We start from the raw sequence: 17,445 nt of genomic DNA, 5'->3' as shown, positions 1-17,445 counted from the left end.
CCAAGCCTGACAATCCGGACGCCGTCATCGGCGGGCGGATCAGAGTTTCGATTTCGCGGCCCCGTCATCCTCCCGGGCCGCAACAGGTTGTTCCGGCGCGTCGACCGGAAAAAAGGTATACGAAAGCGTGATTTCCCGCACGTTTTTCAGGTCCGGATCGGTATCCATGTCCGGATCGACAAAAAACACCACCGGCATCTCGACCGTTTCACCCGGTTCGAGGGTCTGCTCGGTGAAGCAGAAACACTGCAACTTGTTGAAATAGGCCCCCGCTTCGAGCGGGGTCACGTTGAAGACGGAGGTTCCGGTCAGAGGCCGGGTGCCGGTGTTGGTGGCGCGATAGGCCATCTCTCCGGTCTCGCCCATCTTCAGCGTCATCTCCCGGTGTTCGGGCGCGAAGCTCCAGCTCAGGTCGTGGCGCACGTTGCCGTCGAAGCGGACGATGATCTTGCGGTCGATGACGTGATCCGCCGCCTGCTCGGCGACCTGGGTGGTGCCGCCGAAGCCGGTGACACGACAGAAGAGATTATAGAGAGGCACCGCTGCATAAGCCGCCCCCACCATGAACAGGAAGACACCGGCGCAGACGAGCCCGACCGTGCGATTGCGTCGCGCGGCGAGGGTCTGGGCTGCGGCCTCATCCTGAGGGGTGGCGGGGCGGGTCATCGGTCCTTGCAATCCTTCTTCAGAGCGGCCGGCTCATGATCTCGGGGCCCATCTTGACGATGGTCACCACGTAGAACAGCACGACCAGGGCCCCGAGCGCACAGGCAATCGCGATGGAGCGACCCCGGCGACGCTTCTGCTGGGCGTCCGTCAGACGGACGCCGTCGGGCAGGACGGTCTTGTCTTCAGCCACGGATCAGGCCCCCACGATCAGGCTTTCCGCCAGAAGGAAGGCGAAGAGCATGAAGAGATAGAACAGGGAGAAGGTGAAGAGCCGGACCGCGGACTTGCGGGCCAGATCCCCTTCCCGGTGACGCCAGACCTGCACGGCAAGACCCAGGAAGGCCAGGCCGAGGGCCCCGGCGAATGCGCCATAGGCGGCACTTGCGAAGCCGAAGACCCAGGGCAGCACGCCGATGGGCAGCAGCGCCAGGGAATAGATCAGGATCTGGTTGCGGGTCGCGGTCTCTCCGGCGACGACGGGCAGCATCGGCACGCCGGCCTTGCGATAGTCGCCGCACTTGAAGAGGGCCAGCGCCCAGAAATGGGGCGGCGTCCACATGAAGATGATGAGGAACAGGACCGCGCTCTCGATGCTGATGTCGCCGGTCACGCAGGACCAGGCCACCATCGGAGGGAAGGCGCCGGCCGCGCCACCGATGACGATGTTCTGCGGCGTCGAGCGCTTCAGCCACATGGTGTAGACCACCACATAGAAGAAGATGGTGAAGGCGAGGAAGGCAGCGGCGAACCAGTTGACGGCAAGGCCCAGGGTCAGCACGGAGCCGACGGACAGGGTCATGCCGAAGCCGAAGGCCTCCTGACGGGTGATCTTGCCGGCCGGGATCGGCCGCTTGGCGGTGCGCGACATCACGGCGTCGATGTCGGCGTCGTACCACATGTTCAAGGCACCTGACGCGCCCGCACCGATGGCGATGCAGAGGATCGAGACGACGGCCAGAACCGGGTGGAGATGACCGGGCGCGAGCATCATGCCGACGAAGGCGGTGAAGATCACCAGGGACATGACGCGCGGCTTCAGGAGAGCGATGTAATCGCCGACCGAGCCTTCGCCGCCCTCAAGGGCGAGACCGTCCACGGTGAAAGTATCCTGGCGCTCGACGAGCGACATGGGCGCATCCTTGACTGAATTCTTCAATTTCTTGTTTTCTGCCTGGCCCGTCCGGACGGATCGCGTCCCTGTCTGGCGGGCGACACCGCACCCGTGAGCGCGGTGTCTTATGTTCTTGGGTCGGCCCTCGGGCCGATGCGGATCGGGGCGACTTACTTGATCCGCGGCAGAGTTTCAAACTGGTGGAACGGAGGAGGAGACGTCAGCGTCCACTCCAGGGTCGTTGCACCTTCACCCCACGGGTTGTTGCCCACGGCCCGCTTCTTCATCATCGCCTCGACGATGCCGACCAGGAACACCAGGACGGCGAAGGCGGAGATGTAGGAGCCAATGGAGGACACGAAGTTCCAGCCGGCCAGCGCATCCGGATAGTCGGCATAGCGGCGCGGCATGCCGTTCAGACCCAGGAAGTGCTGCGGGAAGAAGATCAGGTTCACGCCAATGAAGGTGATCCAGAAGTGCGCCTTCCCGATCGTCTCGTTGTACATGTAGCCGAACATCTTCGGGAACCAGTAGTACCAGGCCGCGAAGATCGCGAAGACGGCCCCCAGCGACAGCACGTAGTGGAAATGCGCCACCACGTAGTAGGTGTCATGCAGCGCGCGGTCGAGACCGGCATTGGCCAGCTGCACCCCGGTCACACCACCGACGGTGAACAGGAAGATGAAGCCGATCGCCCAGACCATCGGGGTGCGGAAGGTGATGGAGCCGCCCCACATGGTGGCGATCCAGGAGAAGATCTTCACGCCCGTCGGAACCGCGATCACCATGGTGGCGGCGACGAAATAGGCCTGGGTCTCGGTGGACATGCCAACCGTGTACATGTGGTGCGCCCACACGATGAAGCCGACGACGCCGATGGCGACCATGGCATAGGCCATGCCCAGGTAGCCGAAGACCGGCTTGCGGGAGAAGGTGGAGATGATGTGGCTGATGATGCCGAAGCCCGGGAGGATCAGGATGTACACTTCCGGGTGACCGAAGAACCAGAACAGGTGCTGGAACAGGATCGGATCGCCACCGCCGGCCGGATCGAAGAAGGACGTGCCGAAGTTGCGGTCCGTCAGCAGCATGGTGATCGCGCCTGCCAGAACCGGCAGGGAGAGCAGCAGCAGGAAGGCGGTGACCAGAACCGACCAGGCAAAGAGCGGCATCTTGTGCAGCGTCATGCCCGGGGCGCGCATGTTCAGGATGGTGGTGATGAAGTTGATGGCACCGAGGATCGAGGAGGCACCTGCAATGTGCAGGGACAGGATCGCCAGATCCATCGCCGGGCCAGGCTGGCCGGAGGTGGACAGCGGCGGGTAGATGGTCCAGCCGCCACCCGTGCCGGAATAGCCGGACGGGCCGTCAACGAAGAGGGTCAGCAGCAGCAGGGCGAAGGCCGGCGGCAGCAGCCAGAAGGAGATGTTGTTCATCCGCGGGAAGGCCATGTCCGGCGCGCCGATCATGATCGGCACGAAGTAGTTGGCAAAGCCCCCGATCATCGCGGGCATGACCATGAAGAAGATCATGATCAGGCCATGCGACGTGGTGAACACGTTGAAGGTGTGGGGATTGGAGAAGATCTGCATCCCCGGCTCCTGCAGCTCCATGCGGATGCCCACGCTGAGTGCGCCGCCGATGATGCCCGCGCAGATCGCGAAGATCAGATACAGAATGCCGATATCCTTGTGGTTGGTCGAATAGACCCACCGTACCCATCCCGTCGGATGGTCATGTGCCGCATGTGCTTCGCTGGCAGCCATGATGAACTCCCTCTTTCAATCTCTCCAGAGCCGGCGCGGGTCTCACTCCCCCCGCCCGCCGGCTCGCATACCGTCGCCTCAGTTGCGGGCGACGGTGATCTCGGATGCGCTGCCTGCGACCTTCCGCTCGGAAGCGATCGCGGCCATGAGCTGCTTGTTGGCCGTGTCCAGGTCGCTCTGGGCGGCTTCGGCCCAGGCGTCGAACTGCTCGCGGGTCACGACCCGGACGGCGATCGGCATGAAGGCGTGGTTCAGGCCGCAGAGCTCGGAGCACTGGCCGTAGTAGACGCCGGTCTGGCGCGCACGGAACCAGGTCTCGTTCAGACGGCCCGGCATGGCATCGATCTTGACGCCGAAGGCCGGCATGGCGAAGGCGTGGATCACGTCCTCGGCGACCACCTGCAGGCGAACCGTGGTGTCGACCGGAATGACCAGCTCGTTGTCCACGGCCAGCAGGCGCGGCACTTCGTCGACGGTGACGCCACGGGCGGCCGCAACTTCGGTGCGCGCTGCCAGATCCTTCTCGGCATCCATGCTGTCACCAATCATGAGGGAATCCATCGCGAGACCGTTCATGTTCTCGTCGGTGTATTCGTAGCCCCAGTACCACTGGTAGCCGATGGCCTTCACGGTCATGTCGTATTGCGGGATTTCCAGCTCCTTGTAGAGGAGACGGAAGGAGGGAATGGCGATGACCACAAGGATGAGGATCGGCGCCACCGTCCAGACAACTTCAATGAAGGTGTTGTGGGAGGTGCGCGAAGGAACCGGGTTGGCCTTGGCGTTGAACTTGACCATGACGATGATCAGCAGCGCCAGCACGAACAGGACGACCGCGAACATGATCCAGAACGTGAGATCGTTGAACCAGCGGATATCGTCCATCACCTCGGTCGCGGCCTCCTGAAGGCCGATCATCCACGGGTGAAATCCTGCTTCCTGGGCCAGACCTGCACCGGCCGACCCGAACAGGGCGGCCGCACCGGCGACTGCCCCCATAAGACGCTTGAAGTTGGCCTTCACGTCCTCGCTCCCTTCCCTCAAACCGTCGACAGCCCGTCGACGTTCGCACTGTATAGTCACCATTCCGGCCGCGTCGCCCGGCAGGTCCTTGCGGCGCCCCCTGGCGCGGTCCTGTCGAAGGCGTCCATCCGCAGGTCGCGGGCACCTTGCCCTGCGCCCGACCCTCCCGGTCGGCCTGCAGATCGCCTTGCGCGAACTGACCGAAACAAACGCCGCAGCGGTATCTTATCCTGAAACCAGCACCTAACGCGACGGAGCCTTAAGACGAAGCGGCGATCTGCCGCACCCTGGTTTCAACAGCTACCTTCAGGACAAAAACCACAAGAACGGCCCTGCCGCAACGGATTTCCGCCTCGGCTGGCCAGAGGGGGTGTTTCAACTGTCTTGATAAGGATCAATGACTTGCATTTTTGCCCAGATTTGTCGGCAGCAAGGGAGAACCGACGTCGCTAGGGTGGAAAGCACCTTCGGCTTGGTGCACTCTGCACCGCAGAAAATCATCACGATTCGCCAGGAACGCTGAAGGTTCGCTCAGCCGGCCCGTTCCATGGCATCAGGAGGAAGTTCCCCTTGTCCAGACGCGTGCTCCGCCGAATGACCCGTCTCACCGCCTGCCTGGGCGCTGCCCTCACCGCGAGCCTTGCCGCGACCTCCCTTTCCGCGTTCGTGTCACCTGCGCTCGCCCAGGGCGAGGTGAAGGCGGTGCACGGGGACTGGCAGATGCGCTGCGACACGCCTCCGGGCGCTTCCGGCGAGCAATGCGCTCTGATCCAGAACGTGACGGCGGAAGACCGGGAGAATGTCGGGCTCTCCGTCATCATCCTGAAGACCGCCGACCAGCAGGCCAAGATCCTGCGGGTTCTGGCCCCTCTGGGCGTGCTGCTGCCCTCCGGTCTCGGCCTGCGGGTGGATGAAGCGGATATCGGCCGCGCCGCCTTCGTGCGCTGCGTCTCCAACGGCTGCATCGCCGAAGTCATTCTCGACGAGGAGCTGATCAAGAAGCTGAAGGCCGGCAACCTGGCCACCTTCATCATCTTCCAGACCCCGGAAGAAGGCATCGGCATTCCGATTTCGCTGAAAGGCTTCTCGGCCGGCTTCGACGCCCTGCCCTGATCCGCACCGCATCCAGGCATTCGAAGGCCCGCCCATGGCGGGTCTTTTTTTGGTTCAGGAGGGGTCGGCGGCCACGTCGCTCGCCCGGCGGCGCGGGGTGATGCCGTGAATGCGGTCCAGCCCGGCCTCGAACCCCTCGCGCATCTGGATGGCGAGGCGCTCCTGATCCCGCTGGCGCACGTCCGCCTCGATTTCGGCAACCCGGTCCGCCGGAATACCGAGGCTGTAGAGCGCTTCCTTGCCGAAGACGAGGGACGATTCGAAGGTCTCGCGGATCTGGAAGTCGACGCCCTTCTTCGCCAGTTCAAGCGCATGGGCCCGGTCGGTGGCGCGGCAGAAGATCAGCGCCTGGGGGAAGCCTTCGCGCACCACATCCACCGCCTGCCCCATCACCCGGTCGTTTTCGACGCAAAGCGCAATCAGGGCGGCCTTGCCGGCACCGGCCGCCGCCAGAACGTCCGGACGGGTGGCGTCGCCGTAATAGACCTTGAAGCCGAGGCGGCGGGCATAGGCGATCCGGTCCGGGGCATTGTCGATGGCGCGCACTTCCAGCCCTTCGGCGGTGAGGATCTGGGCCACCGTCATGCCGAATCGGCCGAAGCCGATGACAAGCACCGTGGGGGTCGCCTCCTCGAAGGTCTCCACCATCGGGTTCTCCACGCCGCGGGCGCGCAGGCGCTCTGCCACCGCATCGAGCAGCAGGCAGGCAATCGGCGTCAGAAGCATCGACAGGATGACGATGGAGTTCAGCACGTTGGCAACGTCATAGGTCAGGATGCGATTGCCGACGGCCGCGGTGAAGAGAACGAAGGCAAACTCCCCGCCCTGCGGCAGGGTGACGGCCACGCGCAGCGCATCGGAATTGGGAGAGCCGGTCGCCCGGGACAGGGCCCAGAGGAAGGCGCCCTTGACGGTCATGACGCCGAAAACGCCCAGCACCACCAGACCGATGTGGTCCATGAGCAGGCCGAAGTCGAGCGACATGCCGATGGCGGCAAAGAACAGGCCCATGAGCAGGGAGCGGAAGGGCTCGATATCGGCTTCCAGCACATGGCGGAAGCTCGATTCGGCGAGGAGCACACCGGCAAGGAAGGCACCCAGCGCCATGGACAGGCCGACCACATGCATGAGCCCGGCACTGCCCAGCGCGACCAGAAGGGCCGCGGCGAGCATCACCTCGCGGGCGTGGCTGCGGGCCAGGATGGTGAAGAGGGGCGAGGCCAGATAGCGCCCGGCAATCACCACGGCCGCGATGGCTCCGAGGATGGTCAGGCTCTCGATCCAGATCGAGGGTCCGGCCTGGGCATCGGCAAAGGGAGTCAGCAGGGTGACCATCGCCAGCAGCGGCACGATGGCAATGTCCTGCAGCAGCAGGATCGAGAAGGCCCGCTGGCCATAGGCCGCGGACAACTGTCCGCGCTCCTGCAGGATCTGCAAGGCAAAGGCTGTGGAGGACAGCGCCAGCCCGAAGCCCGCCACGAGGGCCATGCGCATGGGATACCCCATGAGCATGATCAGCGAACACAGGGTCAGGCCCGTGATCAGCACCTGCGCGGTGCCAAGGCCGAAGATGTCCCGTTTCATGCGCCAGAGCTTGGCGGGGTCGAGCTCCAGACCGATGACAAAGAGCAGCAGCACCACGCCCAGTTCCGCGATGGGCAGCATCTCCTCGCCCGAGGCCAGGAAGCCGAAGCCGAAGGGGCCGATCACGACGCCAGCCGCCAGATAGCCGACCACCGACCCGAGGCCCAGCCGCTTGGCCAGCGGCACCGCCACCACGGTTGCCGCAAGGAAGATCAGCCCGTCAGCCATGAAGGGGGGCACGCCACCGCCGGCCATTTTCGCTCCTTTGTCCGTAATCTGAATGCGTTGCACCCAGTCTAGCCCTGCAAGGTTAAGACTTGCATGTGCCAGCAGCGTTTCAGATCAGGGATTGCAGCGCTCAGGTCAGCGGCGACATGACGCCCTTGCGATAGGCCGGACGCTCCTTGAGCCGCGCGTACCAGGCTTCCAGATGGGGCATGGCCGGGCGCTCGATCGGCATTTCGAACCAGGCATAGGCGATGGAGCCGAGCGGAATGTCGCCGATGCCGAGATGGTCGCCCGAGAGATAGGGCTGGCGGGAGAGCGCCTCGTCGGCAAGGGCGAAATGGGAGATGCACTGGGCGAGCCCTGCCTCCAGCGCCGCATGGTCGCGCTTCTCGGGCGCGGTGCGCACGACGTTCCAGAACACATCCTTGAAGGGCACGGTGAAGGAGAAGGTCATCCAGTCCATCCAGCGGTCTGCAGAAGCCCAGCCTTCGAGCGTCTCGTTGACGAAGGGCGCCTTGCCGTATTTCCGGGCCAGATAGCGGACGATGGCGTTGCTCTCCCACAGGACGAAGTCGCCATCCTGCAGGCAGGGAATGCGCCCGTTCGGGTTCAGGGCGCGGTATTGCGGGGTGGCGACCACTCCGAAGGCGCCGCCCGCATCGATCTGCTCATAGGAGAGGCCAAGCTCTTCCGCGCACCAAAGAACCTTGCGCACGTTGGAGGAATTGATCCGGCCCCAGATCTTCATGCTCATTTCAAGTCATCCTGCTGGTGAGATCCGGGAAGAAGACCGAGATCCGTCAGATATGCGCGAAGCCCTGCCTCGTCGCGATAGAGATGGGCCGACAGCCCGCAGGCCCGAGCGCCCTCGATATTCTCCTGCCGGTCATCGACGAAGGCACTTGCCTCCGGCCGATGACCATAACGGGCGCAGATCCGCCGGAAGACCTCGGGATCCGGCTTGCGGGCGCCGAACTCCGCGGAGACATGCGCCTTTTCGGCGAAGATCTCGATCACTTCGGGTGCGCAGCCGGGCAAGGCCTTCTTGAGAAGCATGCCATTGTTGGTGAGGAGCGCCAGTTCCACCCGGCCCTTCAGCGCCCGCGCCATGTCGAGGACGCCGGGGCGCGGGGTCTTCATGCGGCGGCGGATGTCGGTCCAGGTCGCCTCGTCGATCGGATAGCCCAGCAGCGCCTGAAACTGGTCCAGATAGGCTTCCGCCGTTGCCGGATTGCCGGCCTCCGCCAGATTTTCGTGGGGACCGCCCCAGACGTCCCGGTCGATGTCGGCGGGATCGCGCCCGGTGAGCGTGGCCAGCGCACGCAGGCGGAAGTCATGGTCGAAGTCGTAAAGAACATCGTCCATGTCGAAGATCACGAAGGTGATGTCGCTCATCGGGTGGTCCTGCGGGGGAAGTGCGTTCGCGGCACGCGGATCAAACCGCCGTGCCGCCCACGGTCAGGCCATTGATGCGCAGGGAAGGCTGGCCGACACCCACGGGAACGCCCTGTCCCTGCTTGCCGCAGGTACCCATGCCCGTGTCGAGGGCCATGTCGTTGCCGATCATGGAAATACGGGTCAGCGCGTCAGGACCGTTGCCGATGAGCATGGCGCCCTTGACCGGCTCGCCGATCTTGCCGTCCCGCACCCGGTAGCCTTCCGTGCAGGAGAAGACGAACTTGCCGGAGGTGATGTCCACCTGACCGCCGCCGAAGGAGACCATGTAGAGCCCGTCCTTGACGGAAGAGAGGATCTCGTCCGGCTCGTGCTGGCCGTTGAGCATCAGCGTGTTGGTCATGCGCGGCATGGGAATGTGCGCGAAGGACTGGCGCCGTCCGTTGCCGGTGGGCTTCATGCCCATGAGCCGGGCGTTCTGCCGGTCCTGCATGTAGCCGGTGAGAATGCCGTCCTCGATCAGCACGGTGCGTCCCGACGGCGTGCCCTCGTCGTCGACGGTAATGGAGCCGCGGCGGTCCGGCAGGGTGCCGTCGTCCACCACGGTGACGCCCCTGGCCGCGACCTGCTGCCCCATGAGACCGGCAAAGGCGGAGGTCTTCTTGCGGTTGAAATCGCCTTCCAGCCCGTGGCCCACGGCCTCGTGCAGCAGGATGCCCGGCCAGCCCGGGCCCAGCACCACGTCGAAGGTTCCGGCAGGGGCCGGCACGGCGTCCAGATTGACCAGCGCCTGACGCAGGGCCTCGTCGACCCCGGCCTGCCACATGTCGGGGGAAATGAAGCGGGCAAAGCCTTCCCGGCCGCCACAGGAATAGGAGCCGGTTTCCTGACGGCTGTCGTCACCGGCCACGAGGGAGATGCTGAGGCGCACCATCGGGCGGATGTCGCGCACCCGGTGGCCGTCGGCGCGCAGGATGTCGACCACCTGCCAGGAGCCTGCGACCGAGGCGGTCACCTGACGAACGCGGGGATCCTTGTCGCGGGCATAGACATCGATCTGCTGGAGCAGGCGGACCTTTTCCTCAAAGGACGGGGCGCCGAGCGGATTGAGATCGGCATAGAGCGCCTGGTTGGTGCGGGCGGGTGCGGCGGCATAGCTGCCAGAATGCCCGCCCTTGACGGCGGAGACCGCTTCAGCGGCGCGGCGCAGGGCGCCTTCGGAAATCTCGCCGGAATGGGCATAGCCGGCCGCCTCGCCGACGACTGCCCGCAGGCCGAAGCCCTGGGCCGTGTCGTAATTGGCCCCTTTTAGGCGACCATTGTCGAAGACGAGCCCCTCGGACTGGCGGTATTCGACGAAAAGCTCGCCGTCATCGGCTCCCTGCAGGGCCTCCGCGGTAATCCGGCGGGCCGTCTCGAGGCCCAGGCCGGAGGATTCGATGAGGTCGGTGCTGAAGTCGCTCATGGTGCAGTCCTGCTTGCCGTGGCTTCTGCGGCGGGTCGTTGTCGGCGCAAGGGCTGCCTGACCGCCACCGCAGAGGGAAATCGTCCCCACCATATAGGAGCCGATGGGATTTACACCTGCGCAATTTCGCAAGTGGTGGACAAGATGTGCGCAGCTCTGTCTACCGGCGACGGGGGCGCGGGCCATTCCCGGCTTGCCCTTCCGGTCCCGGATCCTTAGGATCGCGCCACTTTCCGGCGCGCCCGTGCGCCCGCAACCGTTGACGATGGCCCCCAAGATGAACCGTTTCGACAAACCCAAGATGCCCAGTGAGGCGCGCGTGCGCTATCTCGACGGCGACTTCCAGATCGAGGTGCAGGGCACCTTCGTGCGCTGCGCCGTGACCGGCGTGCCGATCCCGCTGGACGAGCTGAAATACTGGTCCGTCGAGCTGCAGGAAGCCTATGCGGATCCGGAATCTTCGCTGAAGCGCTACAAAGAGACTAAGGGTCTCAAGTAAAGGGAAGATCCCGGCACCCTTACGCCGGATCCCCGCTGCTGCTGCCTGCCGACGGCGCCTGACGGAACACCCGCAGGCGCCGCATTTCATTGATCTGACCGAGCAGTCGGGCCTGCTGGTCGATGACCATCTCCACGGGCAGGACCTTCGTGCGGGCCGAAAGCCAGCGATGGATCTCGCCAGTGGCGGTGCGCAGGCGCGCCATGTCCTTGGCCGTGGTCACGAGCTGCCAGTCCTCGCGCTCCGCCTCGAGCAGCAGTTTCTCCGTCTCGGCTTCGCTGAAGGCATGATGATCGGGGAAGGCGACCTTGCAGGCGAGCGTGCAGCCACAGCTCTCCAGCGACGCGAAGAACTTCTCCGGCCGCCCGATGCCGGCGAAGGCCAAGACGGGACGGTCTGTCAGCCCCGCCTCAGGGCGCGCCTCGATGCGCGCGTGGTAAAGCGGCAGGCCGCGCCGCGCTGCCTGATGAACCACCTCATCGGCCGCCGTCCCCTCGCCCACCAGCACCAGCGCATCGGCATGGACGATCTGCTGGCGCAAGGGGGCGCGCAAGGGGCCTGCCGGGAAGCACAGCCCGTTGCCGAGCCCGGTGGCCGCATCGACCAGCACGAGGCTCAGATCCTTGCACAGGGCCGGGTTCTGGAAGCCGTCGTCCATGAGCAGAATGTCGATGGCCGCAGGATCCGCGAGGCTCGCTGCGAACCTTGCCCCCGCCACACGATCCGCACTGACGACAGTGGGGGCGACCTCGGCCAGGAGCAGCGCCTCGTCACCGACGTCGCTTGCGGAATGGCGGTCGAGATCGACCAGCAGCGGCCCCTTCTCGCGCCCGCCGTAGCCGCGCAGGAGAAATCCCGGCCGCAGCCCCTGCGCTTCGAGCGCCCTTGCCAATGCGATCGAGAACGGCGTCTTTCCCGCGCCGCCCAGAACGAAATTGCCGACGCAGATCACGGGAATGGCGCTCTTACCGGAGGGGGCGGCCTTCATGCGCTGGCCGGTTATGCGGCCGTAGATCAGCCCGGGAATGGCGAGCAGGAGCGATTGCCAGCTCAGGCCCTTGCGCCACCAGAAGGCAGGTGCCCGGCTGAAGGCGCCGCTCATGGGCGCTCTCCCCGCCCGGCGCGGGCAGATGCCAGAAGCGGGCGCAGCCGCTCCAGGGTGCGCTCCACGGCGCCGGAAGACGCGTCGATGACAGCTTGCCCGTTGCGGGACAGGCGCTCGGCGCGGGCCGGATCGAAGAGAAGACCGGCAACGGCTGCGGTCAGCGCTTCGGGGGTCTCGACCCGGCAGGCGGCATCCGCCTGCCAGAGGGCCTGATAGGTGGTGCGCGCGTTGGCGACCTTCGGCCCGGTGATCAGGCCGGCCCCGGCGCGCAGGGGCTCGAGCGGATTGTGTCCGCCCACATCGGCAAAAGACCCGCCGAGAAAGATCGTGCTGCAAAGGCTGTAGAAGATACCCATCTCGCCGATGGTATCGCCGAGATAGACGCCTGTCTGCGGAGAAATCGCGTCGCCGGCGCTGCGTTGGGCCACGCTCAGTCCCTCGCGCTCGCACAGGGCCCGGACATCCGCCGCACGGGCCGGATGGCGCGGCACCAGAAGCAGCAGCAGATCCGGATGATCGGCCAGCAAGGCGTGATGGGCCTTGAGGACGATCTCTTCCTCGCCCGGATGGGTCAGCGCCGCCAGCCAGACCGGCCTTGCGCCGATCTGGGCCTGCAGGCGCTCCAGTTCCTGCGGGTCCGCCGGGGCAAGCGCCCCGTCGAACTTGAGATTCCCCGGACAGCCGACATGGCGCGCGCCAAGAAGCGCAAGGCGCTCCGCATCGGCCGGGCTCTGGGCCAGGCAGAGGTCCAGGCAGCCGAAGATCACCTCCGCCGAGCGACCGACCCGGGACCAGCCACGGAAGGACTTCTCCGACATGCGCCCGTTGATCAGCACGAGCGGCACATGGCGCTCGGCCAAGGTCAGCCAGGTGACAGGCCAGACTTCGGATTCCACCACCAGCGCCAGATCCGGCCGCCAGTGATCGAGGAAGGCGCCCAGATAGGCCGGGTGGTCATAACAGGCAAACTGGTGGACCGCGCCCTTGGGAAGCCGGTCCGCTGCCAGCTCGGCCGAGGTCCGCGTGACCGTGGTCAGGACAACGAAGGCCCCCTCGGCGACAAGACGCTCGATCAGAGGCAGGACAGAAACGGTTTCACCGACGCTGGCCGCGTGAACCCAGACACAGGGGCCGGAAGCGATGGGGCCTGTGGGCCGTGAGCAGTTCGTCACGCCGAAACGCTCCGCGCCGCGCAAGGGATCATCCTTGCCGGCGGAGCGTCTCACGCGGTGAAGCAGGCGATAGACGGGGCCGGCGCTGGAGGCCAGGCGCCGATAGAGAGCGAGGGGGAGCGGCAGCCGCCCTTCAGCCATCGCTGCGCCCCACAAGCTCATAGGCCCGGCGGGTGGTGGCGTTCAGGCCGGCCTCCACCTGCTGGCGGGCCAGTTCGAGCGCCTCGTCATCCGCATCGGCCGCCACGTGGATCGGCGCGCCGAAGGTGATCGACCCCTTGCCGAAGGGCAGGTTGATGCTGGCCTTGTCCCAGGAATTGAGCTCGATGCTGCGGCTGGTGGCCACGGCAATCGGCACGATGGGGCAGCCGGAATGGCGGGCCAGCTGAACGATGCCGAGACCGGACACGCGGGCCGGACCCTTGGGCACGTCTGCGGTCAGGGCCACGCACGACCCTTCCTTCAAGGCGCGCATGGCCTCGATGAAGCCGCGCATGCCGCCGCGCTTGCGGAACTGATGGGCCTTCTGCCCGCCAGAGGCGCGAATGAGACCGAGGCCGAGCTTCTCGGCCGCGATCGCATTGACCTCGCCATCGGCGGAGCGGGAGATCATCACCTTGACCGACCAGCCGTCGGGCCGCACGAAGGGGGCCATGAAGTGCTGGCCATGCCACATGGCCACGATCACCGGCAGCTTCGGCAGCAGCTCGTCATAGATGCCGGGGGGATCGATCACGAAGCGATTGGTCCGGCGAACCAGCTTCAGGTATCCGGCGAGCGCCGTGCCGATGCTCTTCAGCACGAGGGGGTGGCGTCCATAGGTCTTGAGCATCAGGCAGTCCGTTCACATGGGGCCGTCGCCGATCAGGCGGCGGCAGTCTGAGCCAGAAGGCTTTCCAGGTTGACGAGGAAATAGCGCATATGCGCGTTGTCGACGGTGGACTGGGCCTTAGCCTTCCAAGCGGCGTAGGCGGTGTCGTGACTGTCGAAGATGCCCACGAGATCGAGCGCCTGAACATCGCGGAAGGTCAGGCCTTCCGGCGTCTCGAGTTCACCGCCGAAGACCAGATAGAGAGGCTGTGTCGTGCTCATGGGCGTAGATTCCTCTTGAATGTGTCTCGATGCCCGGATGGTCGGGCCTGGCAGCAGCGCCGCCAGCCGATCAGACAACCGCTCGGGACAGGATGTGCCGCGCCGCCTCTGCCAGCTGGAGAGGAGCTGCCAGAAGGGCCGGATGGCGTGTCGAGACCTGGTTGTAGGTTCGGGGCTGGCCGGAGAGATCGATCAGCCTGCCGCCCGCTTCCTGCACCAAAAGATCCGCCGCCGCAAGATCCCAGTCGTTTGCATGGGCCCGCGCTGCTGCAACGTCCACACGTCCGGCGGCCACCATGGTGAGCCGATAAGCCAGGGAGCGGAGCCGGTCCGAAGGCTCGATCCCCGCCTCCAGCAGCAGGGGATCGGACAGGAGCGACGGCGGAGCTGCCACCCGCGCGCCGCGCATCTCCGCCTGAGCCGACACGCGAACGGACGCGCCATTCAGGGTGGTTCCCTGCCCGGCGCCGCTGACGAACATCTCCTGGCGCACCGGACAATAGACCACACCCGCCACCGGGCGGCCATCCGTCACCACGGCAAGCGACACGGTCCATTCCTCGCCGCCGGCCAGAAAGGCACGGGTGCCGTCGATGGGGTCGACCACGAAAATCGTGGCGCGGGTCAGCCGATCCTCGGTATCTGCCGTTTCCTCCGACAGCCAGCCATAGTCCGGGCGGGCGGAGCGCAGGGCATCGATCAGGTAGGCGTCGACCTCAAGATCGGCTTCAGAGACCGGCGACTTCCCGTCCTTGAGCCAGGACCGGGGATGCTTGCCGAAGAAGCGGAGCGCGATCTCGCCGGCACGGCGCGCTGCCTCGCTCAGAAGCTCCATGTCCGCGCGGAGGGTCGGCGTGTCGGGCTGGTGACGATCAGCTCCCGGCAAGCGTCATGCCCTCGATCAGGATGGACGGCGTGGCCACGGCATAGCGGTTGTCGAGGTCGCTGGCCGGAACGAGCCGGGCGAACATGTCCTTCAGATTGCCTGCAATCGTGATCTCGCTGACCGCCTGAACCGGCTCGCCGTTCTCAATGAGGAAGCCGGCAGCGCCGCGCGAATAGTCGCCCGTCACCCCGTTGACCCCGTGGCCGATCAGGTCGGTGACCAGAAGGCCGTTGCCCATGGCCTTGAGCATCTCCTCCAAGGAGGTCTCGCCGGGCATCAGGGTGAGGTTGGTCGCGCCGGGCACGGTGCCGGAGCCACCCCGGTGAGCGCGGCCATTGGGGGCCAGACCCAGCTCGCGCGCCGTTGCGCCATCCAGGAACCAGTGACGCAGGACGCCGTCCTGCACCATGTCCAGACGCTCGGCGCGAGCCCCCTCCCCGTCGAAGGGGCGGGCCGCGCCGCCGCGCGCCTTGAAGGGATCATCCACGATGGAGATGCCGGGCGCAAAGACCCGCTCGTTCATCCGGTCGCGCAGGAAGCTGGTCTTGCGGGCAATCGCCGAGCCGTTGACGGCCCCGGCGAAATGACCGAGCAGCGACCGGGCGGCGCGGCTTTCATAAATGACATCCGTGGTGCGGGTGCTGATCTTCACCGGATTGAGCCGGCGCACGGCCCGCTCGCCCGCGCGGCGGCCGATCTCGGCCGGATCCGCCATGTCGGACAGGAACGTGCGGGAATCGAAGTCATAGTCCCGCTCCATCCCCGTGCCCTCGCCGGCCACAGCCGTCACCGAGAGACCGTGGCGGGAGGCCAGATAGGAGCCGCAAAAGCCGTTGCTGGTGGCCAGCACCACGCCGGCGAGCCGCCAGGAGGCGCCTGCGCCACCGGACTTGCTGACGCCGGAGACCGCAAGAGCAGCCTCTTCCGCCGCACGGGCGTATTCGGTCATCTGGTCGGGAGACACGGATGTGGGGTCGAGCAGCTCGAGCGCCGGGATCTCGCGCACCAGACGATCTTCCTCGGCGAGACCCGCATAGGGGTCTTCCGGGGTGACCCGGGCCATGGCGACGGCGCGGGCCGCGAGACTGTCCAGATCGGTCAGGCTGTTCGCCGAAACAGAAGCCGTGCGCCGGCCGACGAAGACGCGCAGCGTGACATCGTCGCCCTCGGCGCGATCCGTCTCCTCGACCCGACCGTCGCGCACATCGACGGACAATGCCGTGCCGGTGGCCGCCACCACATCACAGGCATCCGCTCCGGCGGCGCGGGCGGCCGCCACGAGCCGGGCGGCCCGATCCTCGAGGGCGCCCAGGTCAATCTGATCGGTCATGGACAAGAAGTCTCCTTGAAGTTCCGTCCTGTTTAGGACGGGATGGCGGTCGCGGCAAGGGCCAGAGCCACAGCGCCCGGCGCTGCGCCACAAGGGGCGCGACGGGAGCGGCCTGTTTGCATCCCTTGCGTGTCCTGCCGGTGGCGCGACACAGTAAAGAGGAGGTGAATGACCCGTTTGGGTTTGAGTAACCCTCTTTGAAATCAAGGTTTTTTAACCGTACCCGTTAAGCGGGTAAGCACTTCCTGCAAGTAGTGTCGGACTCGTTCGAGAGGTCTGGAGCAAAACCCACCGGCCCGACGGAGAAGAACATTGGGACGTCAGACAGCAACCGACTGGAACCTTGAAACGGATAGCGCAGGACCTGTTGCGCTCGATCCCGGCCAACTGCCGGTCCGCTTCGAGACCCATCTCGCCTGTGAAGGGGCCCGAGCCGGGCGCGCCACCCGGTGCCGGGTCCTTCTGAGCGCTCACGAAGTCCACATTCAATCGCTTGGCGGTCCCCAGACCGCAGCCCTCGTCGCGCCGACCTCCGCCTATGCCGGGGTGATGGTGCAGATCGAGCCGGGGCTGCAGCCGGGCACCGTCATGGCCCGCCTGATCCTCAAGCATCACGATGCGGCCCTGAGCCTCGTCCTGGTCGAGACCGACCAGCCCGAAGGCCTCGCCCAGTCGTGGCCGGCGTGGGCACGGGCGCTCGACCTGCCCATGCTCGTCTGCGATCAGGGGGGAACGACCAAGCCCATCGAGGCCTATCGCGCCGAACCCAAGGCCGTGCCGGCGCCCCGTCGCAAGCTCGCCCTTCTGACCGGCCGCCGTCCGCGCTTCCTGGTGCGCCGCCGGGTCGGCAATCCGGACGGCATGGTGATCCACCGGGACGAGGCGGAGCTCACCGCGCGCAGCTGACCGGTTCACCGCATGCAGGACAAGACAAGAGGGGCGGCCCGCCGGGACCGCCCCTTTGCTTTTCAAACACGGGAAGCGCTTGGCAGCTTCGGGCCTGTGCG

18 protein-coding genes are annotated in these 17,445 nt (G+C 65.9%); 3 read left to right on the top strand and 15 right to left on the bottom strand.

The window, feature by feature from the left end:
- Positions 1-39: 39 nt before the first annotated feature.
- The 5 genes from FR728_RS01920 to coxB form a co-directional block, all read right to left on the bottom strand.
- Complete coding sequence (locus FR728_RS01920) at positions 40-666, bottom strand: cytochrome c oxidase assembly protein (protein ID WP_149890968.1); 627 nt, start codon at positions 664-666, stop codon at positions 40-42.
- A gap of 19 nt (positions 667-685) precedes the next feature.
- Positions 686-859, bottom strand: coding sequence for a hypothetical protein (locus FR728_RS19285; RefSeq protein WP_188318757.1), 174 nt, complete (start codon positions 857-859; stop codon positions 686-688).
- Positions 860-862: 3 nt separating this feature from the next.
- Positions 863-1,798, bottom strand: a complete 936-nt coding sequence (locus FR728_RS01915; RefSeq protein ID WP_149890967.1) for a heme o synthase — start codon at positions 1,796-1,798, stop codon at positions 863-865.
- Positions 1,799-1,950: 152 nt separating this feature from the next.
- Entirely contained in the window at positions 1,951-3,546 is a 1,596-nt protein-coding gene (gene ctaD / locus FR728_RS01910; RefSeq protein WP_149890966.1) for a cytochrome c oxidase subunit I, read from the bottom strand.
- Positions 3,547-3,624: 78 nt separating this feature from the next.
- Positions 3,625-4,569 (bottom strand): cytochrome c oxidase subunit II, encoded by a 945-nt coding sequence (gene coxB / locus FR728_RS01905; RefSeq protein WP_244304349.1) that lies wholly within the window; start codon positions 4,567-4,569, stop codon positions 3,625-3,627.
- A gap of 594 nt (positions 4,570-5,163) precedes the next feature.
- Here coxB and FR728_RS01900 point away from each other — a divergent pair.
- Positions 5,164-5,682, top strand: coding sequence for an invasion associated locus B family protein (locus FR728_RS01900; protein ID WP_149890965.1), 519 nt, complete (start codon positions 5,164-5,166; stop codon positions 5,680-5,682).
- Between the two features lie 54 nt (positions 5,683-5,736).
- Here FR728_RS01900 and FR728_RS01895 read toward each other — a convergent pair whose 3' ends face one another.
- From FR728_RS01895 to tldD, 4 genes are all read right to left on the bottom strand, one after another.
- Positions 5,737-7,521, bottom strand: coding sequence for a monovalent cation:proton antiporter-2 (CPA2) family protein (locus FR728_RS01895; protein ID WP_149890964.1), 1,785 nt, complete (start codon positions 7,519-7,521; stop codon positions 5,737-5,739).
- A 103-nt stretch (positions 7,522-7,624) separates the two neighbouring features.
- A complete protein-coding gene (locus FR728_RS01890) occupies positions 7,625-8,248 on the bottom strand; it encodes a glutathione S-transferase family protein (protein WP_244304348.1) in 624 nt (207 codons plus the stop codon).
- Complete coding sequence (locus FR728_RS01885) at positions 8,245-8,889, bottom strand: HAD family hydrolase (protein WP_149890963.1); 645 nt, start codon at positions 8,887-8,889, stop codon at positions 8,245-8,247. Before FR728_RS01885 ends, FR728_RS01890 begins: the two co-directional genes overlap by 4 nt.
- 40 nt (positions 8,890-8,929) lie before the next feature.
- Complete coding sequence (gene tldD / locus FR728_RS01880; protein ID WP_149890962.1) at positions 8,930-10,354, bottom strand: metalloprotease TldD; 1,425 nt, start codon at positions 10,352-10,354, stop codon at positions 8,930-8,932.
- A gap of 277 nt (positions 10,355-10,631) precedes the next feature.
- On the opposite strand from tldD, the gene FR728_RS01875 reads away from it, so the two are divergent.
- On the top strand, positions 10,632-10,853 hold the full coding sequence (locus FR728_RS01875) for a DUF2093 domain-containing protein (RefSeq protein WP_149890961.1): 222 nt from the start codon (positions 10,632-10,634) through the stop codon (positions 10,851-10,853).
- 19 nt (positions 10,854-10,872) lie between these two features.
- On the opposite strand, the gene lpxK is transcribed toward FR728_RS01875, so the two are convergent.
- The 6 genes from lpxK to FR728_RS01845 form a co-directional block, all read right to left on the bottom strand.
- The gene (gene lpxK, locus FR728_RS01870) at positions 10,873-11,955 is read right to left on the bottom strand and encodes a tetraacyldisaccharide 4'-kinase (protein WP_149890960.1); all 1,083 of its coding nucleotides are present in this window, start codon (positions 11,953-11,955) and stop codon (positions 10,873-10,875) included.
- Positions 11,952-13,271, bottom strand: a complete 1,320-nt coding sequence (locus tag FR728_RS01865) for a 3-deoxy-D-manno-octulosonic acid transferase (protein WP_149890959.1) — start codon at positions 13,269-13,271, stop codon at positions 11,952-11,954. Before FR728_RS01865 ends, lpxK begins: the two co-directional genes overlap by 4 nt.
- On the bottom strand, positions 13,264-13,962 hold the full coding sequence (locus FR728_RS01860) for a lysophospholipid acyltransferase family protein (RefSeq protein ID WP_149890958.1): 699 nt from the start codon (positions 13,960-13,962) through the stop codon (positions 13,264-13,266). Before FR728_RS01860 ends, FR728_RS01865 begins: the two co-directional genes overlap by 8 nt.
- A gap of 32 nt (positions 13,963-13,994) precedes the next feature.
- Positions 13,995-14,222 (bottom strand): DUF4170 domain-containing protein, encoded by a 228-nt coding sequence (locus FR728_RS01855; protein WP_149890957.1) that lies wholly within the window; start codon positions 14,220-14,222, stop codon positions 13,995-13,997.
- Positions 14,223-14,292: 70 nt separating this feature from the next.
- Positions 14,293-15,108: a 3'(2'),5'-bisphosphate nucleotidase CysQ gene (locus FR728_RS01850; RefSeq protein WP_244304347.1), complete on the bottom strand. Its 816-nt coding sequence runs from the start codon at positions 15,106-15,108 to the stop codon at positions 14,293-14,295.
- Positions 15,095-16,438 (bottom strand): TldD/PmbA family protein, encoded by a 1,344-nt coding sequence (locus tag FR728_RS01845; protein ID WP_149890956.1) that lies wholly within the window; start codon positions 16,436-16,438, stop codon positions 15,095-15,097. Before FR728_RS01845 ends, FR728_RS01850 begins: the two co-directional genes overlap by 14 nt.
- Positions 16,439-16,750: 312 nt before the next feature.
- Between FR728_RS01845 and FR728_RS01840 the strand changes: the two genes are divergently transcribed.
- Entirely contained in the window at positions 16,751-17,344 is a 594-nt protein-coding gene (locus FR728_RS01840; protein WP_149890955.1) for a DUF6101 family protein, read from the top strand.
- Positions 17,345-17,445: the final 101 nt, after the last annotated feature.

It is taken from the genome of Roseibium aestuarii, assembly GCF_008477545.1.
GTDB lineage: Bacteria > Pseudomonadota > Alphaproteobacteria > Rhizobiales > Stappiaceae > Roseibium > Roseibium aestuarii.
This window is presented reverse-complemented; position numbering and strand designations above follow the sequence as displayed.